General features: G+C 33.9%; 13 protein-coding genes, 2 tRNA genes, 2 rRNA genes and 1 other RNA gene. 3 read left to right on the forward strand and 15 right to left on the reverse strand.

Annotation, left to right across the window (positions count from 1 at the left end; all coding sequences use genetic code 11):
- Window positions 1-27: 27 nt before the first annotated feature.
- The 8 genes from FRIFI_RS11930 to FRIFI_RS11965 all read right to left on the reverse strand — a co-directional run bounded on the left by FRIFI_RS11930 (window position 28) and on the right by FRIFI_RS11965 (window position 8621).
- Window positions 28-879: a GDSL-type esterase/lipase family protein gene (locus FRIFI_RS11930; protein ID WP_092923822.1), complete on the reverse strand. Its 852-nt coding sequence runs from the start codon at window positions 877-879 to the stop codon at window positions 28-30.
- 653 nt (window positions 880-1532) lie between these two features.
- An RNA gene (gene rnpB / locus FRIFI_RS11935) (RNase P RNA component class A) lies at window positions 1533-1874 on the reverse strand.
- A gap of 332 nt (window positions 1875-2206) precedes the next feature.
- Window positions 2207-2773: a DUF2812 domain-containing protein gene (locus tag FRIFI_RS11940; RefSeq protein ID WP_166505981.1), complete on the reverse strand. Its 567-nt coding sequence runs from the start codon at window positions 2771-2773 to the stop codon at window positions 2207-2209.
- A 90-nt stretch (window positions 2774-2863) separates the two neighbouring features.
- Window positions 2864-3193 carry a PadR family transcriptional regulator gene (locus FRIFI_RS11945; RefSeq protein WP_092923816.1) on the reverse strand — a complete coding sequence of 110 codons (330 nt, stop codon included), beginning with the start codon at window positions 3191-3193 and terminating at the stop codon, window positions 2864-2866.
- 540 nt (window positions 3194-3733) lie between these two features.
- Window positions 3734-3808 (reverse strand) — tRNA-Thr (locus FRIFI_RS11950).
- A 65-nt stretch (window positions 3809-3873) separates the two neighbouring features.
- Window positions 3874-6776: ribosomal RNA gene (locus FRIFI_RS11955) — 23S ribosomal RNA — on the reverse strand.
- A gap of 145 nt (window positions 6777-6921) precedes the next feature.
- Window positions 6922-6997: transfer RNA gene (locus tag FRIFI_RS11960), tRNA-Ala, on the reverse strand.
- Between the two features lie 121 nt (window positions 6998-7118).
- Window positions 7119-8621 (reverse strand): 16S ribosomal RNA (locus FRIFI_RS11965).
- The 16S and 23S rRNA genes sit together here with 2 tRNA genes alongside, the layout of an rRNA operon.
- Window positions 8622-9211: 590 nt before the next feature.
- Between FRIFI_RS11965 and FRIFI_RS11970 the strand changes: the two genes are divergently transcribed.
- Window positions 9212-10000: a threonine/serine exporter family protein gene (locus FRIFI_RS11970; protein ID WP_092923813.1), complete on the forward strand. Its 789-nt coding sequence runs from the start codon at window positions 9212-9214 to the stop codon at window positions 9998-10000.
- Complete coding sequence (locus tag FRIFI_RS11975) at window positions 10000-10476, forward strand: threonine/serine exporter family protein (protein ID WP_092923811.1); 477 nt, start codon at window positions 10000-10002, stop codon at window positions 10474-10476. The genes FRIFI_RS11970 and FRIFI_RS11975 overlap by 1 nt, the downstream gene beginning before the upstream one ends.
- Before the next feature lie 106 nt (window positions 10477-10582).
- Here FRIFI_RS11975 and FRIFI_RS11980 read toward each other — a convergent pair whose 3' ends face one another.
- Together FRIFI_RS11980 and FRIFI_RS11985 are read right to left on the reverse strand one after the other, a co-directional pair.
- Window positions 10583-11032 carry a SoxR reducing system RseC family protein gene (locus FRIFI_RS11980; RefSeq protein WP_166505982.1) on the reverse strand — a complete coding sequence of 150 codons (450 nt, stop codon included), beginning with the start codon at window positions 11030-11032 and terminating at the stop codon, window positions 10583-10585.
- Between the two features lie 10 nt (window positions 11033-11042).
- Window positions 11043-11333: a metal-sensitive transcriptional regulator gene (locus FRIFI_RS11985; RefSeq protein WP_092923805.1), complete on the reverse strand. Its 291-nt coding sequence runs from the start codon at window positions 11331-11333 to the stop codon at window positions 11043-11045.
- Window positions 11334-11636: 303 nt separating this feature from the next.
- On the opposite strand from FRIFI_RS11985, the gene FRIFI_RS11990 reads away from it, so the two are divergent.
- On the forward strand, window positions 11637-11909 hold the full coding sequence (locus FRIFI_RS11990; protein WP_166505983.1) for a hypothetical protein: 273 nt from the start codon (window positions 11637-11639) through the stop codon (window positions 11907-11909).
- A 131-nt stretch (window positions 11910-12040) separates the two neighbouring features.
- Here the strand turns inward: FRIFI_RS11990 and aspS are convergent, their stop codons facing one another.
- The 5 genes from aspS to dtd form a co-directional block, all read right to left on the reverse strand.
- On the reverse strand, window positions 12041-13825 hold the full coding sequence (gene aspS / locus FRIFI_RS11995; protein ID WP_092923800.1) for an aspartate--tRNA ligase: 1785 nt from the start codon (window positions 13823-13825) through the stop codon (window positions 12041-12043).
- A gap of 244 nt (window positions 13826-14069) precedes the next feature.
- Window positions 14070-15332 carry a histidine--tRNA ligase gene (hisS, locus tag FRIFI_RS12000; protein ID WP_092923797.1) on the reverse strand — a complete coding sequence of 421 codons (1263 nt, stop codon included), beginning with the start codon at window positions 15330-15332 and terminating at the stop codon, window positions 14070-14072.
- Window positions 15322-16794, reverse strand: a complete 1473-nt coding sequence (gene hemZ, locus FRIFI_RS12005) for a coproporphyrinogen dehydrogenase HemZ (protein ID WP_092923794.1) — start codon at window positions 16792-16794, stop codon at window positions 15322-15324. Before hemZ ends, hisS begins: the two co-directional genes overlap by 11 nt.
- Window positions 16795-16924: 130 nt before the next feature.
- Complete coding sequence (locus FRIFI_RS12010) at window positions 16925-17548, reverse strand: MBL fold metallo-hydrolase (protein ID WP_166505984.1); 624 nt, start codon at window positions 17546-17548, stop codon at window positions 16925-16927.
- 12 nt (window positions 17549-17560) lie between these two features.
- On the reverse strand, window positions 17561-18010 hold the full coding sequence (gene dtd / locus FRIFI_RS12015; protein WP_092923788.1) for a D-aminoacyl-tRNA deacylase: 450 nt from the start codon (window positions 18008-18010) through the stop codon (window positions 17561-17563).
- Window position 18011: the final 1 nt, after the last annotated feature.

An 18011-nucleotide genomic window follows, 5' to 3' on the forward strand; every position in this document is an offset into this window, starting at 1 on the left:
TTATAGATTTGTCCATAAATGCTAATCTTATAAATTCATTTGTGATACCATAGAATTTAGCCACAATTTATAAGCACTTGGTAGAAAGTGTATTCCATCTGGTTCATAATACTTAGAGTCTAAAGTGCCTACATTTATATATCTAATTCCTAATTCACTACACATATTTTCTAATGCTATATTAAAACTATCTAAATTTTTAAGCATAGGTTGTTTGTTTATGGCTTTTTGTTGTACTGGGAAGATAGATGTTAGATAAATTTTAGAACTTGGTAACTTACTTTGAACTTCTTTGATTAGTTTTTCATAGCTTTTTATAAAATCTTTAGGATTACTGTATAATTCTAAGTCATTCATTCCATAAGTCATAATTACATTTGAAGGTGATAAATCTACTACGGTTGATACATCATCTTTTGCCTCTACAGTAGTTCTACCTTTATAGGCAACTACTGATGAGCCACTTAATATCTCATACTCTGTAAGACCTTCCGCCCTTGAATCTCCCATTATAACTGAGTTTTCAAACAAAGTGCTATAGTCTACCTTCTTATTTTTATCTTTAGATTCATTCTCTTCTTTTTTACGTTTAATATCATTTATTTCTTCTTGAATCTCTGTAATATTTTTACTTTCTAATCGCTTTACTGCTTTTATACCTGACTCTACTGTTTTGTCACTATTAGCCATTTCAAATACTTCCTCGCTATTAGTATTATCATTGTTATTCTTGTCTTTACTTATTTCTTTGCTATTACTAATTTTTTCATTACCTGAGTTTTTCATTTCTCCTCTAATTACTGTGAATAGGGCTAGTATAGCTACTAGTAGTAAAAATGTTGCTATTGCTACTCTTTTTTTATTAAGTTTTCTTTTCATAGTAGTTCTACCCTTCTCTTGGTTACTTTTTAATTATTATGAATTCTATTATAATATAAATAAAATTTTTTATTAAATGTAATTTTTTCTAATTCTAAATTTCTCAATTTAAAATATATGTTTATATATTTTTTTATATAAACATTTCTGTATTATTTATATCTATTTATACAATCGATTATATAAGTAAATATAATATTATCAATTTAATCTTTATTTGGATATAAGCACCACCTCTTGTCGAATTTTGTAAGTTGCAATGCTAATTATAAGGTAATACTTTTGGTTAGTAAAGGAACAAATTGGATAAACAATATGTCAGAAATGTAACAATTTTACCTGAAACTTTTTACAATAATTTAATTCAATATATTCTAATATATGTATAAATTTATACATATATTATCAATACTTCTCTTGGTATATAGCTCTATTTTAATATTAGATATGATATTTTAAAAAGATTATTTGAAATTTTAAAAATATAGTTAATATAGATTTTTTTATTTTTCAGTACATTTTATGCATAAGCTCTATAGCTTCTTTTAACTCCAATATTTATCCTCTTTATTTTTCGATATACTCAATTTAGTTTAATTATTTTTTACATAAATTTGTGCAATAAAAAAACACTAGCTAAACTAGTGTTATAAATAATAAGCAAGTCTATAAGCGGAGTTCTGTATTTGACAATCATCTTTCTAGGCTTATTGTCACCAATAAACTCAAGCGGCCTACCAACCGGAGGGTACGAGCAATACCCTTTTTATCCTATTCTGGCCTTGCTCCAGGTGGGGTTTACACGGCTTTGCTAGTCACCTAGCAAACGGTGAGCTCTTACCTCACCTTTTCATCCTTACCACAAAAGTGGCGGTTATTTTCTGTTGCACTTTCCTTAAGATCACTCTCACTAGGCGTTACCTAGCACCCTGCTCTATGGAGCTCCGACTTTCCTCACGTAGCTAAAAGCTACCCGCGATTGTCTGGCTTACTTAATATTTAATTGATGTATATAATATATCATATATTATTATTTATGTCAAAATTTAAATTTTACCTATATTTCTATCATATGGACTAATAATTCAACTTTTCCTTGTTCTATAATCGATCATATTTATACAACTAATATGCCTGTTCAAAAGGATTATTACTAATTCATTAGTTTAGTAATATATGATTATATTTATAATAAATAATATAATTACTTAAGCAAAACTACTGATGATAATAAGTTAATTTATGTTTTAATAGTTATTTATTATAATAATTAATTAGCCCTATAGGTATTATCTAATATTTTATATACGTTTTAGAATTGTAATCATTAATTTTTAGCTGATAATATTGCTTTTTTCATCTTGTTTTTAATACACATACTACATGGTATTAAAGCTATAAAAAATCCAAAAGCTCCTCCTGCTATCATATAAATAATAAGTTTTAGGCATTCATATACACTTGAATCTATTGCTATATTCTCCATTATATAAGCTATTAATCCTGATATTATCGCTATTACTACTGAGTAAATCGCGGTCTTTTTAACACCTTTATTCATAGCCTTGTATTTAAGTCCTAAAGTATATCCATCACTATATATAGGATGTGTTCCTTCTGGTGCCTTAAAAAAATGAAAGCCTTCATAAGAAGTTACATGAGTCCATCCGCTTTCTTCTATTAATTCTATATAAGAATCTAAATCATCTTTATTTTCATTATAATCAACACAGTATATAAGATTTTGAGGTTCTCCTTTTACAAGCTTATAAGATAATTTCTCAAAATTATCAAATATCCATCCTTCTTTAGCTAATTTTCCTAGCTTTTTCATTTCTTTTTCTTCCGCAAATCCTAATCCCATTGATGCTATATATTTTACATTTTTACTCATAATTATCACCTTTTTAATATCATTAATTTATTATATTTACCCTTTATAACTAATCTACATTATCATTAAATCGTTTTGATTTACTTATATCTATCTCTCTAATCTACTAAAGGCCTCTGCACCATGAAGAGCCATCTTATATCTTCTTTCTTTTTCCATAGTTATAACTTTTAGTCCTCTCTCTGTAAGCTTATATATCTTTCTTCTTCCTTCTTCTCCAGCTAATTCTATATAATCTTGTTCTTGCATCTTCTTTAGCATAGTATATAAGGTAGCAGGACCTATTATAACCTCTTTTTCAGTCAACTCCTCTATATATTTACTAATTCCATAACCATGCATAGGTACTAATAATGCTAAAAGTATATAATACCCTGATTCCGTTAACTGCTCTTCTTGTAGTGAATTATTTCTACTCACTCTACTCACTTCCTTTCTATAGGTATAAACCTAGTTCAATATTTAATCTCTCTTTAGCTTTACATTTTTATTTTTTGCGCATATTCAAATATTTTTTCTACATGTTTAATGGAATCTTTTTTACCCATATTAACTATTGCTGATTCGTTTATTCTACTTATAACAGCTAACTTAACAACAAAACATAAATCAAAAATTATTATTAAAGCTACTCAACCACTAATACCTATTTACTCCCACATAATCTACTCTTCTCTTGTACTTATATGTCTAGGTATTGATTAAACAATTTTACTATCTATACCTCTATATCATTAATTAATATATCCATTATTGATATATCTAATTACAATATATCATAATTAGATTATATTGTGTATAAATTTTATTATAAAATATAATTTATATATAATATTTATTTTTATATAATATTTATTTTTATATAATATAAAACTCTATATTTTGATTTATCATTAGTTATAATATTGCAAGTAATTTATTATAACAAAAAAGACTATGTATAAATACATAGTCTTTTACTGGAGCTGGTGATAGGAATCGAACCTACAACCTGCTGATTACAAGTCAGCTGCTCTACCGTTGAGCCACACCAGCATATTATTTTTTTGATTAAGTTTAGTACCCTCAAAACTGCATATCATTTAGTCAATCATTTTATTTTGGTCAAGTCCTCGACCTATTAGTATCGATAAGCTAAATACATTACTGCACTTACACCTTCGACCTATCAACCAGGTAGTCTTCCTGGGGTCTTACCCTTACGGTGGGAAATCTTATCTTGAAGTTGGCTTCGCGCTTAGATGCTTTCAGCGCTTATCCATTCCGTACATAGCTACCCAGCCATGCCCTTGGCAGAACAACTGGTACACCAGAGGTACGTCCATCCCGGTCCTCTCGTACTAAGGACAGGTCTCCTCAAATTTCCTACGCCTGCGACGGATAGGGACCGAACTGTCTCACGACGTTCTGAACCCAGCTCGCGTACCACTTTAATGGGCGAACAGCCCAACCCTTGGGACCTACTACAGCCCCAGGATGTGATGAGCCGACATCGAGGTGCCAAACCTCCCCGTCGATGTGGACTCTTGGGGGAGATAAGCCTGTTATCCCCAGGGTAGCTTTTATCCGTTGAGCGATGGCCCTTCCATGCGGAACCACCGGATCACTAAGTCCGACTTTCGTCCTTGCTCGACCTGTATGTCTTGCAATCAAGCTTCCTTTTGCCTTTACACTCTTCGCACGATTTCCGACCGTGCTGAGGAAACCTTTGAGCGCCTCCGTTACTTTTTGGGAGGCGACCGCCCCAGTCAAACTGCCCACCTGACGGTGTCCCAAGACCTGATTCAAGGCCTCTGGTTAGGATCCCAGTACTACAAGGGTGGTATCCCAAGGGTGACTCCACACAGACTGGCGTCCATGCTTCATAGTCTCCCACCTATCCTGTACATGTAGTACCAAGACCCAACGTCAAGCTACAGTAAAGCTCCATGGGGTCTTTCCGTCCTGTCGCAGGTACCCGGCATCTTCACCGGGATTACAATTTCACCGAGTCTATTGTTGAGACAGTGCCCAAATCGTTACGCCTTTCGTGCGGGTCGGAACTTACCCGACAAGGAATTTCGCTACCTTAGGACCGTTATAGTTACGGCCGCCGTTTACTGGGGCTTAAGTTCACTGCTTCGGATTACTCCTAACAGATCCCCTTAACCTTCCAGCACCGGGCAGGCGTCAGCTCCTATACATCGTCTTGCGACTTAGCAGAAACCTGTGTTTTTGGTAAACAGTCGCTTGGGCCTATTCTCTGCGGCCATCCAAAGGATGGCACCCCTTATCCCTAAGTTACGGGGTCATTTTGCCGAGTTCCTTAACAATAGTTCTCTCGCTGGCCTTAGGATACTCTCCTCACCCACCTGTGTCGGTTTACGGTACGGGCACCTTTAACCTCGGTAGAGACTTTTCTCGACAGTGTGAAATCAGCTACTTCGCCCAAAAGGGCTCCCCATCGTACCCTAGCATTATCAAGACGGATTTGCCTATCTTGACTGCCTCAGTACTTAGCCACACATAACCAACAGTGTGGTTAGCTTATCCTACTGTGTCATCCCATTCCTCAAACGGTTATTGGTGGTACAGGAATATCAACCTGTTGTCCATCACCTACGCCTTTCGGCCTCGGCTTAGGTCCCGACTAACCCAGGGCGGACGAACCTTCCCCTGGAAACCTTGGGTTTACGGCCCGTGGGATTCTCACCCACGTCTCGCTACTCATGCCAACATTCTCACTCGTATACTGTCCACATGTCCTTACGGTCATGCTTCAGCCTGCATACGAAGCTCCCCTACCCATCATAAATGATGCCGTAGCTTCGGTAGTACGTTTTAGCCCCGGAAATTTTCGGCGCAGGATCACTCGACCAGTGAGCTATTACGCACTCTTTAAATGAGTGGCTGCTTCTAAGCCAACATCCTGGTTGTCTGTGCAATCCCACATCCTTTACCACTTAACGTACATTTAGGGACCTTAGCTGACGATCTGGGCTGTTGCCCTCTTGACTATGAATCTTATCACCCACAGTCTGACTCCTGAGCAAAAGAAGACGGCATTCGGAGTTTGATAGTCTTCGGTAAGTGCAATACCCCCTAGGACATTCAGTGCTCTACCTCCGTTTCTCTAAGCTCAAGGCTAGCCCTAAAGCTATTTCGGGGAGAACCAGCTATCTCCGGGCTCGATTGGAATTTCACCGCTATCCACAAGTCATCCCCGAGCTTTTCAACGCTCGTGGGTTCGGTCCTCCACGAAATTTTACTTTCGCTTCAACCTGCTCATGGATAGGTCGCCCGGTTTCGGGTCTACGTCAAGTAACTTAAATCGCCCATTTAAGACTCGCTTTCGCTACGGCTCCACACCTTAAGTGCTTAACCTTGCTACTTAACGTAACTCGTTGGCCCGTTCTACAAAAAGTACGCGGTCACACAAGAAATGTGCTCCCACAGCTTGTAAGTGCAGGGTTTCAGGTTCTATTTCACTCCCCTCCCGGGGTTCTTTTCACCTTTCCCTCACGGTACTATGCGCTATCGGTCACTAGGTAGTATTTAGGCTTGGAGGATGGTCCCTCCTGCTTCCCACAGGGTTTCACGTGTCCCGTGGTACTCTGGATCATATCTGAAGTCTTCTCGTTTTGACTACGTGGCTGTTACACTTTATAGCGGAGCTTTCCAACTCTCTTCGTCTACAATAGCCTCTTCGTTGATGATATGTCCGCAACCCCAACAAAGAAAACTTTGTTGGTTTGGCCTGTTCCGCGTTCGCTCGCCGCTACTTACGGAATCGATTTTTCTTTCTCTTCCTCCAGGTACTTAGATGTTTCAGTTCCCCGGGTTCCCCTCGCTAAGCTATGTATTCACTTAACGATACTTAGACATTACTCTAAGTGAGTTTCCTCATTCGGAAATCTTCGGATCAAAGTTTACGTGCAACTCCCCGAAGCTTATCGCAGCTTATCACGTCCTTCATCGGCTCCTAGTGCCAAGGCATCCGCCCTGCACCCTTAATAACTTGACCAGTTATTAAAAAGTTATCGCGAATGAACAAACTTCGTATTCACTCAGTTTATTCCATTGCTTAAAGTTATTTTAAAGACTTTTCTTGTCTATTTATAAAAAATGATGTCATATCACTAAATGTTATACAGTTTTCAAAGTACTAATGGTGGAGATGAGGAGGATCGAACTCCTGACCCCTTGCGTGCAAGGCAAGTGCTCTCCCAGCTGAGCTACACCCCCAAGTTGTCTTTTCAACATTAGATATTTTACTATCTTATGTGAAAATTGTCAATATAGAATTTTCATTTTTAACAAAAAAAATAAAAACCCTCAAAATTAAACAGTAGGTAATTCTCCTTAGAAAGGAGGTGATCCAGCCGCACCTTCCGATACGGCTACCTTGTTACGACTTCACCCCAGTTATTGATTTCACCTTCGACGGACGCTTCCAAAAGGTTAGCTATCCGGCTTCGGGCGCCCCCAACTTCCGTGGTGTGACGGGCGGTGTGTACAAGACCCGGGAACGCATTCACCGCAGCATTCTGATCTGCGATTACTAGTAACTCCAGCTTCATGTAGGCGAGTTTCAGCCTACAATCCGAACTGAGAATGGCTTTAAGGGATTAGCTCCACCTCACGGTTTGGCTGCCCTCTGTACCACCCATTGTAGCACGTGTGTAGCCCTAAGCATAAGGGGCATGATGATTTGACGTCATCCCCACCTTCCTCCAGGTTATCCCTGGCAGTCCCTCTAGAGTGCCCAACTTAATGCTGGCAACTAAAGGCAAGGGTTGCGCTCGTTGCGGGACTTAACCCAACATCTCACGACACGAGCTGACGACAACCATGCACCACCTGTCACTTCTGTCCCCGAAGGGAAAGATGCGATTAGGCATCGGTCAAAAGGATGTCAAGCTTAGGTAAGGTTCTTCGCGTTGCTTCGAATTAAACCACATGCTCCGCTACTTGTGCGGGTCCCCGTCAATTCCTTTGAGTTTCACTCTTGCGAGCGTACTTCCCAGGCGGAGTACTTAATGCGTTAGCTGCGCCACCGAAGGGGGTAACCTCCGACAGCTAGTACTCATCGTTTACGGCGTGGACTACCAGGGTATCTAATCCTGTTTGCTCCCCACGCTTTCGTGCCTCAGCGTCAGTTACAGTCCAGAGAGCCGCCTTCGCAACTGGTATTCCTCCTAATATCTACGCATTTCACCGCTACACTAGGAATTCTACTCTCCTCTCCTGCACTCAAGTCTTACAGTTTCAAGAGCTTACTACGGTTGAGCCGTAGCCTTTCACTCCTGACTTGAAAGACCGCCTACGCACCCTTTACGCCCAGTAATTCCGGATAACGCTAGCCCCCTACGTATTACCGCGGCTGCTGGCACGTAGTTAGCCGGGGCTTCCTCCTCAAGTACCGTCATTATCTTCCTTGAGGACAGAGCTTTACGACCCGAAGGCCTTCATCGCTCACGCGGCGTTGCTGCATCAGGCTTTCGCCCATTGTGCAATATTCCCCACTGCTGCCTCCCGTAGGAGTTTGGACCGTGTCTCAGTTCCAATGTGGCCGATCACCCTCTCAGGTCGGCTACTGATCGTCGCCTTGGTAAGCCGTTACCTTACCAACTAGCTAATCAGACGCGGGTCCATCCTGTACCGCAAAAGCTTTGATAAGAAAGCCATGCGACTCTCTCATATTATCTCGTATTAGCATACCTTTCGGTATGTTATCCGTGTGTACAGGGCAGGTTACCCACGCGTTACTCACCCGTCCGCCGCTCTTCTCCGAAGAGAATCGCTCGACTTGCATGTGTTAGGCACGCCGCCAGCGTTCATCCTGAGCCAGGATCAAACTCTCAAAATAAATTCTTCGAATTTATATCGTTTTATATCGCGAACGAAATTGTTTCACATACGTTCAACAACATCCGTTGCTAAAATAAATTTGACTACCTGCTCAGACTATCATTATCTGAATATCTGGCTTGGTTTGTTTTCGATTCTTTAAGAATCAGTTATATAAATTAACCTACTGTTTAATTTTCAAAGTTCTTACTGTCCTCTCTTGGACAAGTACTACTATATCATCTTATTTTTATATGGTCAACACTTTTTTTAAACTTTTTTATTTTTTTCATTTTTTCTCAATATTTTGTATCAATATTTTTATAAAAAGCAAGTAATAATCTAGATTTAGGTTATTTTTATTATATTATGTATTAATAAAATTTTTTAAAAATATTTTTATTTGTATTTTTAAATTCTATAAGTTTTTTAATATAAATAAAAGATGAGTATTTTGACAAAATAGATATAATAATTATTATTATTTAATCTATATAATGTATAAATTTAAAGCTTTATTTTAAATTCATATATTTAACTATAGTTTTGTAAACATATGTCAAAAAAGATGTTATAATGCTTATAATAGGTTAGTTAGGAGGGAATTTTATGTATAACGACAGCAATCAAGAATACAAAAAAGACGTACTTAGGTTAGCTTTATTTCTTGGTGAACTTATGCTAATAAATGGGGCTGAAACTTATCGTGTAGAGGATAGCGTTATTAGAGTTTGTAAGTCGAGGGGTTTTAATCATATTAGCGTATTTGCAACTCCTACCGCTATCATCATATCAGATGATAGATTTGATGGTTTATCCTTCATGAAAACGATTAGAAACCGTGGAATAAACTTAAACAAAATTTCTCTACTTAATAATTTTTCTAGAGAGTTTGTTAATGCAAAGGATATGCCTATAAAAGATGCTTTAGCAGAGCTTAAAGTTCTTGGGGAGACTCCTGAACATCCGCCTAAATTAGTTTACATAGCCACAGGTTTAGCATCTGCTTCTTTTGCTTGTGTTGTTGGGGGTAATAATTTAATTAATTTCATATTTACAACTATAATATCTATACTAGCAGTTATATGTTATAAAAAAATTATGAAGATAAGTAATATACCAGCCTTTTCTAGTTTAATAGCTTCAGTATTTATAGCTTTAACTGGGGTTTTAATAACAGAACTTGGCTTCTTAGCAACACCTAAAACCCTAATAGTTGGTTCTATAATGCCACTACTTCCTGGAGTATCTTTTATAAAAGGTATACGTGATTTAATTGCAGGGGATTTAATTTCAGGAGTAGCACGTGCTTTTGATGCAGGCTTAACTGCTATTTCTATAGCTTGTGGTGTTGGTCTTGTTCTAGATTTATGGCTTAAGTTTGGAGGTGCATTCTAATGACTGATATGAGTTTAGTTTGGCATTTTATATTTTCAGCATTTTCTACTGTTGGATTTGCTGTATTTTTAAATGGACCTATATCTACACTAGTTCCAGCAGGAATTACTGGAGGTATAGGGTGGACAATGTATTATTATTTAATGGGAATTACTTCTAATGCAATAATTTCAAACTTCATAGCTACTCTAATTGTTGCTTTTATAAGTGAAATGCTTGCTAGGAAATTAAAACATCCTGCAATATTATTTGTAATACCAGGTATAATACCTTTAGTTCCTGGACTTGGAATGTATAATACTATGCTTTATCTAGTTCAAAGAGATTATGATATGGCTGTATCAGTTGGTACAGATGTATTATTTTCTGGGGCCGCTATAGCACTTGGAATATTAGTTATGACTTCTTTTGTTAGAACTATAAATATATTCAAACTAAAGAAAATGGCAGCATTAATTCAAAAGGTTAATAAATAATTGCTTAGATTTTAATTATAAAACCTTTATAAAAAAGCTATGAAAATAGAGTTTAATTCTATATTCATAGCCTTTTTATTAATATATGAGCATGATTGACTATATACTATAAAGAAATATCTTTTCCACTTGATACTATATCCGTAATTATAGGTATATACTCTCTGCCCTCTCTAAATTTTTTATCTCTTTTTTTAAGTATAAAAAAAACAATCATCATAGTAGTAATACCCACTATAAAACTTATAACTTCTATACTACTTGTCATACTTATGCTATTTAGTATAAAATATGTAGCTATTGTTCCAATCAAAAGACCTGCTAATGGAGTAAGATATACTAAAAAGGCTGCTTTTAATACATTTACACCATCCATATTTACTTTTACCCTATCTCCAACTTTAGCACCTATGTTATTATCAACTTCTACCACTATGTCTTTTGATTCTGAACTAGTAACACATTTTCCACAAGCTGCACAAGCAGAATGCCTTTGCATTTTTAGCTTAGCAGTATTTTTATCTAAAATCTCTATTATATACCCTTGTTGTTCCACAAAACCACCCCTATTTTGTAAACTTAGTTATAGTACCCATTAATTCATTTATAACATCTTCTGTAACTTCTTCATTACCGCTTTTTATGGTGTGAGAAACACATCCTTTTATATGATTTTCAAGCACTATTGTACCCACTTTGTTTATAGCAGATCTAATTGCCGATATTTGGACCAATATATCTACACAATACCTTTCTTCTTCTATCATATTTTGAATACCTTTAACTTGTCCCTCTATTCTTTTAAGTCTTTTTATAAGAGCTTCTTTATCATTTGACTCAGCTAATTTTCTTTCCATATGTTCACCTCTTTTATTGATATATATATTATAGCTTATTTTTATTTTTTCGATGTGAATTTAATTCAAACTATCTAATACTTTATACGAATTTTTTAGAAAATATAGCCTACTAATCATTTTTAATTACAAAATAAATAGTTTTTAATAATGATTAGTAATTATATTATATAATATAATTATTAAATTCTAAATATTTTTCATATTTATATCTTAATTATAATACTATTTTACTCTTTTAAGTATAGTTTTAGCTTATTATGTTGATTATATTAATAGATTACTTTTAAAGGAGATTCTAATATGGATACTAATTCTAAATCAAATGCTAAAAAAGCTTTAAATAACTTAAGAATGGAAATTTCATCTGAACTTGATTATTACGATAGCTCAGATAATAAAACAACTAATAAATATTCACAAGATACTTTAGATGATCATGCTAAAAATTTATTATCTGGAGATAAAGCATATAACATGGAGGGTACTAAACCTTATGCGGGTGGAGAAAGATCCGTTGAAGGTGGAGAAAAGATGCTTGTAAGCAAGTACTATTCTCAAAATAATATTAAATAGTCAAACTTAAATTATAATTTTTATGTATCCACTAGGTTTATACCTTGCTCAAAAATAAATAAATAAAGAAAGTGCCTCTTAATAATCTATCTTGAGGCACTTTCTTTGCTATAATATACAAAATTTGTATATTACTTGTTTATTTCAACTTTTATATTTAATTCTTTTAATTGCGCTTCTTCAGCTACTGCTGGAGCATTAGTCATTGGACATACTGCACTTTGGTTTTTAGGGAATGCTATAACATCTTTTATGTTAGTAGTTCCTGCAAGTATCATAACTAATCTATCAAGTCCAAATGCAATTCCTGCATGAGGAGGAGTTCCATACTTAAATGCATCTAATAAGAATCCAAATTTCTCTCTAGCTTCTTCTTCAGTAAATCCTAATGCTTTAAACATTTTTTGTTGAACGTCAGCGTTAAATATTCTAACACTTCCTCCACCAACTTCGTATCCGTTTATAACTATATCGTAAGCCTTAGCTCTTAAAGATGCTTTGTCATCTCCTTCAAGCTTTTCTATATCTTCATCCATTGGAGAAGTGAATGGATGATGTTTAGCTACCATTCTTCCAGTTTCTTCATCTTCTTCAAATACAGGGAATTCAGTTACCCATAACATTTTGTATTCATTGTTGTCTAATAAGTTAAGTCTTCTAGCAACTTCAAGTCTAACTTGACCTAATGCATCAAATACTACAGAGTTTTTATCAGCAACGAATAATAATAAGTCGCCTTCTTTAGCATTCATTCTGTCAAGTATAGCTGTTAATTCTTCTTCTGTGAAGAACTTAGCTATTGGAGAAGTAACCTCTCTGTTAGCTCCTATTCTCATCCAAGCAAGACCTTTAGCTCTGTAAGTCTTAGCATGGTCTTCTATTTTACTTAATTGCTTTTTACTTATTTCATCAGATTTACCTTCAACATTTATACCTCTAACGCTCATTCCATCTTTAGTAGCATTAGCAAATACTCCAAATCCACAGTTTTCTACTAAATCAGATATATTAGTTAATTCGTATCCAAATCTAGTATCAGGCTTATCACTTCCGTATCTTTCCATAGCTTCAGCATATGTCATAACTGGAAGTGGTAATGCTACATCTACATTTAATATTTCTTTAAATATAGTTTGCACCATTTTTTCCATTATTGCCATAACATCTTCTTGTTCAACAAAAGACATTTCACAGTCTATTTGAGTAAACTCAGGTTGTCTGTCTGCTCTTAAGTCTTCATCTCTAAAGCACTTAACTATTTGGAAGTATCTATCCATACCACTTACCATTAATAATTGTTTGAATAATTGTGGTGATTGTGGTAAAGCATAGAATTTACCTTCATTAACTCTACTTGGTACAAGATAATCTCTAGCACCTTCTGGAGTTGGCTTTATTAAGAAAGGTGTTTCTATTTCACAGAAGTTATTTTCTGTTAAGTAGTTTCTTACTATATTTGCAACCTTACTTCTTAACATTAAAGTCTTTTGCATAGATGGCTTTCTTAAATCTAAGTATCTATACTTAAGTCTTAATTCTTCTGATACATTATCATCATCTTTTATATATATTGGTGGTGTTTGAGATTCATTAAGTATTCTAAGTTCAGTAGCAAATACTTCTATATCACCAGTTGGCATGTTAGGGTTTTTAGATGATCTTTCACAAACTTTTCCCTTAACAGCTATAACATATTCAGAACCTAACTTTTCAGCCTTAGCAAAAGCTTCAGCATTAACGTCAGTATCAAATATTATTTGGCATAATCCACTTCTATCTCTTAAGTCAACAAATACTAATCCACCTAAGTTTCTTTTCTTTTGAACCCATCCCATAAGGACAACTTCTTCATTTATATTGTTTTCTCTTAAGTCCCCACAATAGTGAGTTCTCTTTAATCCGTTTAGAGTTTCCATTATTTACCCTCCAGGCTTTCTTTAAATTTCCTATAGCACATAATAAACTATATTTATTTAAAAATTATTGATATATAATCTTTGTATATGTGCTTCAAAAGTCTTTCTTTAAGACCTTTTGTATAAGACTTATTATAATTTAATATTTTATCATTACTGCAATTTACTTGTCCATTTAAAATTGGCTTTCTATAATTTATGATATATCATAAATTATATTTAAAATTGTATAGTAATTTATAAATTATAATCTTTCCTTTAATTCTTTAACTATATCACTTAGTTTTATAGTAGTTTGCTCTGATGTAGCCATATTCTTAAGTGTAGCACTATCATTTTCTAGCTCATCATCACCTATAACTATAGTGAATTTTGCATTTATTTTATCTGAGTACTTAAATTGTGCCTTAACGCTTCTATCTAAGTGGTCATTTTCAGCACTTATATGTTCACTTCTTAAATCTTTTAATATTTTAAAGCTCTTAGTTTTAGCTTTATCTCCTATTGTTACTATGAATATATCCATAGCATGTGGATTTTCGATTTCTATATTATTATTTTCTAAAGTTAATAATAATCTTTCAACTCCTAGACCAAATCCTATACCACTAACTCCTTTAGGTCCTCCAATTTGTTCTACTAGTCCGTCGTATCTTCCTCCACCACAAACTGTACTTTGAGCACCAATATCATTTGATATTATCTCAAAAGCAGTTTTCTTGTAGTAATCAAGTCCTCTAACAATTTTTTTGTCAACTACATAGTTTATTTCCATTTCACTTAAGTACTCTTGTACTTTTGCAAAGTGTTCTCTACAATCATCACATAAGTGATCTACCATAAAAGGTACATCTTGTAAGTTTTCTTGACATGTAGGATTCTTACAGTCTATAACTCTCATTGGGTTTTTATCTTTTCTTTCTAAACAAGTTTCGCATAATACATCTGCTTTTGAATCTAAGTATGCTTTTAGTATTTCGTTGTATTTAGCTCTACAAGTTGGACATCCAACAGAGTTTATGCTAACCACTAAATCTTTAAGACCAACTTCATTGAAAAATTGAACAGCTAAAGCTATTACTTCTGCATCTAATGATGGTTTGTCACTTCCTAAAGCTTCTATTCCAAATTGGTGGAATTGTCTTTGTCTTCCTGCTTGTGGTCTTTCATATCTAAAACAAGGTGTCATATAAAATAACTTTGTTGGTTGAGTTTCTGCATATAATTTATTTTCTATAAATGCTCTAACTACACCAGCAGTTCCCTCTGGCTTTAAAGTTATATCTCTTTTACCTTTATCTTCAAAAGAATACATTTCCTTTTGTACTATGTCAGTTGTATCTCCAACACTTCTTTTGAATAATTCTGTATGTTCAAATATTGGAGTTCTCATTTCTTCGTATCCAAATAATGCACATACCTCTCTAAATTTATTTTCAACATAATTCCATTTGTAAGCATCTTTTGGAGTTATGTCCTTAGTTCCTCTTGGAGCTTTAGTTAACATTTTTGTATATCTCCTTTCTCTTTCTTTCTATCATTTCATCAACTCTGTCTATATATTGCTCTACATTTTTAACATTGTCAACTCTTTCTATTCTATCTTCATCAACATATACAAATTTTGATATAGATCCAGCACCTACTGCATAGTTACTTTGCTTTTCTTCCATTATTTGAATGTTATATATACATTCATAACCTTCTTTAGCATATCCTATGTTTTCTAGATTTCCTAACATATGCTTTTGACGGTACATATAATATGGATTAAGTCCCATATCACGAGCATATTCCATTGATAAATCTATCATTTTTATCATTTCTTCATATCTTGTAAGTTCGTATTTATCTAGATTTTCTTTTAGATTAGATGCTCTTTTTACAGCTAATGTATGTACTGTTAAACTTTCTGGTGAAAGTTTTTTGATTTCTTCTAAAGTATTTCTAACCATATCTAAATCTTCATCTACAAGACCTAATATGATATCCATATTTATATTATCAAATCCTATTGCTCTTGCCATATTAAAACAATCTACTATATCAGCTACAGTATGGTCTCTACCTATTTTAGCTAATGTTTCATCATTCATAGTTTGAGGATTTATACTTATTCTATCTACATTATGCTTTTTAAGAACTTCTAATTTTTCTCTAGTTATAGTATCAGGTCTTCCTGCTTCTACTGTAAATTCTTTTATTGTACTTAAATCTAACTCTTTAAATAAAGCAGTTATTAAAGTATCTAACTCTTCTTTTTCTAAAGCTGTTGGAGTTCCTCCGCCAATATATAGTGTTTCTATTTCTTTATTAGTGTCTTTTAATATTTTAGAAAGTCCCTTTATTTCTTCTATAAGCTTATCTACATATTCTTTTCTTAAATGTCCAAATTGCTTTAATGGATTTGCTGGGAATGAACAATAATAACATCTTGTTGGACAAAATGGTATACCTACATATAAAGAAATTTTATTTTTATCTATTGGATATATAAATATTCTTTCTCTCTTTGCAATTTCTAAGCTTAAGTCTATTTTTTCATCCATTATATAGTATTTTTCTTTTAATATTTTTCTTATAGACTCTTCATCTACACCTTGATCTAATAGAGTGTGTACTATCTTAACAGGTCTTATACCTGTTAGTATCCCCCAAGGTACATATGAGTTTAATCTATTTTTTAAAACTTTAAATATACTTCTTTTTATAGTTTCTTTTGTAGCTTTTTTTATTTCTTGTTCATTTAATCCACTTATGTTTATATGGTCTCTAAACTCATACTTTAAATCATAATTTTCATAGTATTCAGTTTTAGCGATTATTGTATCATTATATTTTAACAATGTATTTGTTAATATTCTTCCGAAGCTTTTTCTTTCTACAAATTCAAAATCCGTAGTAAATAGTTTTATTAATTCAGCTACTTCGTATTTATAATCATGTCCTTTTAAAACTACACCTATCATTTTCTTGCTCCTTCTTAACATAATAGTTAAATTTACTTTAAGTTACTTAAATGCCTAAAAGATAGCTAATATAGCTATCTTTTAAAACTTTAGTTATATATTATCCATAAGTTATTGGAGCAATTATTTTTTATCTGCTCATATATGGATTGCTCGTCTTTTCTATTCCTAAAGTAGAACTTGGTCCATGACCTGGATGAATTTTAACGTCATTTTCATATTTTGATAATTTCTTAAGAGATTTTTCTAACTCTTTATAACTTCCTCCAATAAAATCTGTTCTACCTATACTTCCTGCAAATAAAGTATCTCCAGTAAACATATCATCATTGACTCTTATACACATTCCACCTTTTGTATGTCCTGGTGTATGTATAAATGATAGTTTTAAATTACCTAATGTTAATTTCTCTTTATCATTTACATATATGTCAGCATCTAATTCTTGTGGTCCGCAATGAGGCATCATACAACTTAAATTTTTTCTATTATCATTTAATAGCTCTTTTTCATCAGTATGTGCAACTACCTTAGCACCTGTCTTTTCTCTTATAGATTTTACTGCACCTATATGATCTCCATGTCCATGAGTTAATAATATATACTCAAGTGTTAAACCATTATTTTTTATATAATTTAATATCTTATCTTCTGCTCCACCTGGGTCTACTACTGCACATTTTTTAGTTTCTTCATCTACTAATATATACATATTTTCACCAAAGCTTGGTTCAAGTATTTTTTCTATTTTCATTTTTAAATCCCCCTAGAAAGCTTTATTTGACTCTAATAATATTGTAACTGGTCCATCATTAGTTAAATCTACCATCATATGAGCACCAAACTCACCAGTTCCAACTACTATATCATTATTCTTTGCTTTTTGTACAAACTCTTCATAAAGTTTAGTTGCAACATCTGGTCTTGCTGCATTTGTAAAGCTTGGTCTTTTTCCTTTTCTACAATCACCATATAAGGTAAATTGTGAAACCACTAAAAGTTCTCCACCTACATCTTTAAGAGATAAGTTCATTTTTTCATTTTCATCTTCAAAAATTCTTAGGTTTAGTATTTTATCTATCATGTAATCAACATCTTTTGATGTATCTTCATGAGTCACTCCAAGTAAAACAAGTAGTCCCTTGTTTATTTGGCCTGTAACACGATCACCTACTGTAACTTTAGATGATGATACTCTTTGTACAACTGCTCTCATA

Origin of the sequence: Romboutsia hominis (genome assembly GCF_900002575.1) — a bacterium.
In the GTDB taxonomy this organism is placed as follows: Bacteria; Bacillota; Clostridia; order Peptostreptococcales; family Peptostreptococcaceae; genus Romboutsia_C; species Romboutsia_C hominis.

What these genes read in the sequence shown, in the direction of transcription:
- FRIFI_RS11930 (WP_092923822.1), bottom strand. Translation starts at nt 879, where the DNA reads ATGAAAAGAAAACTTAATAAAAAAAGAGTAGCAATAGCAACATTTTTA.
- FRIFI_RS11940 (WP_166505981.1), bottom strand. Translation starts at nt 2,773, where the DNA reads ATGAGTAAAAATGTAAAATATATAGCATCAATGGGATTAGGATTTGCG.
- FRIFI_RS11970 (WP_092923813.1), top strand. Translation starts at nt 9,212, where the DNA reads ATGTATAACGACAGCAATCAAGAATACAAAAAAGACGTACTTAGGTTA.
- FRIFI_RS11975 (WP_092923811.1), top strand. Translation starts at nt 10,000, where the DNA reads ATGACTGATATGAGTTTAGTTTGGCATTTTATATTTTCAGCATTTTCT.
- FRIFI_RS11985 (WP_092923805.1), bottom strand. Translation starts at nt 11,333, where the DNA reads ATGGAAAGAAAATTAGCTGAGTCAAATGATAAAGAAGCTCTTATAAAA.
- FRIFI_RS11990 (WP_166505983.1), top strand. Translation starts at nt 11,637, where the DNA reads ATGGATACTAATTCTAAATCAAATGCTAAAAAAGCTTTAAATAACTTA.
- aspS (WP_092923800.1), bottom strand. Translation starts at nt 13,825, where the DNA reads ATGGAAACTCTAAACGGATTAAAGAGAACTCACTATTGTGGGGACTTA.
- hisS (WP_092923797.1), bottom strand. Translation starts at nt 15,332, where the DNA reads ATGTTAACTAAAGCTCCAAGAGGAACTAAGGACATAACTCCAAAAGAT.
- hemZ (WP_092923794.1), bottom strand. Translation starts at nt 16,794, where the DNA reads ATGATAGGTGTAGTTTTAAAAGGACATGATTATAAATACGAAGTAGCT.
- FRIFI_RS12010 (WP_166505984.1), bottom strand. Translation starts at nt 17,548, where the DNA reads ATGAAAATAGAAAAAATACTTGAACCAAGCTTTGGTGAAAATATGTAT.
- dtd (WP_092923788.1), bottom strand. Translation starts at nt 18,010, where the DNA reads ATGAGAGCAGTTGTACAAAGAGTATCATCATCTAAAGTTACAGTAGGT.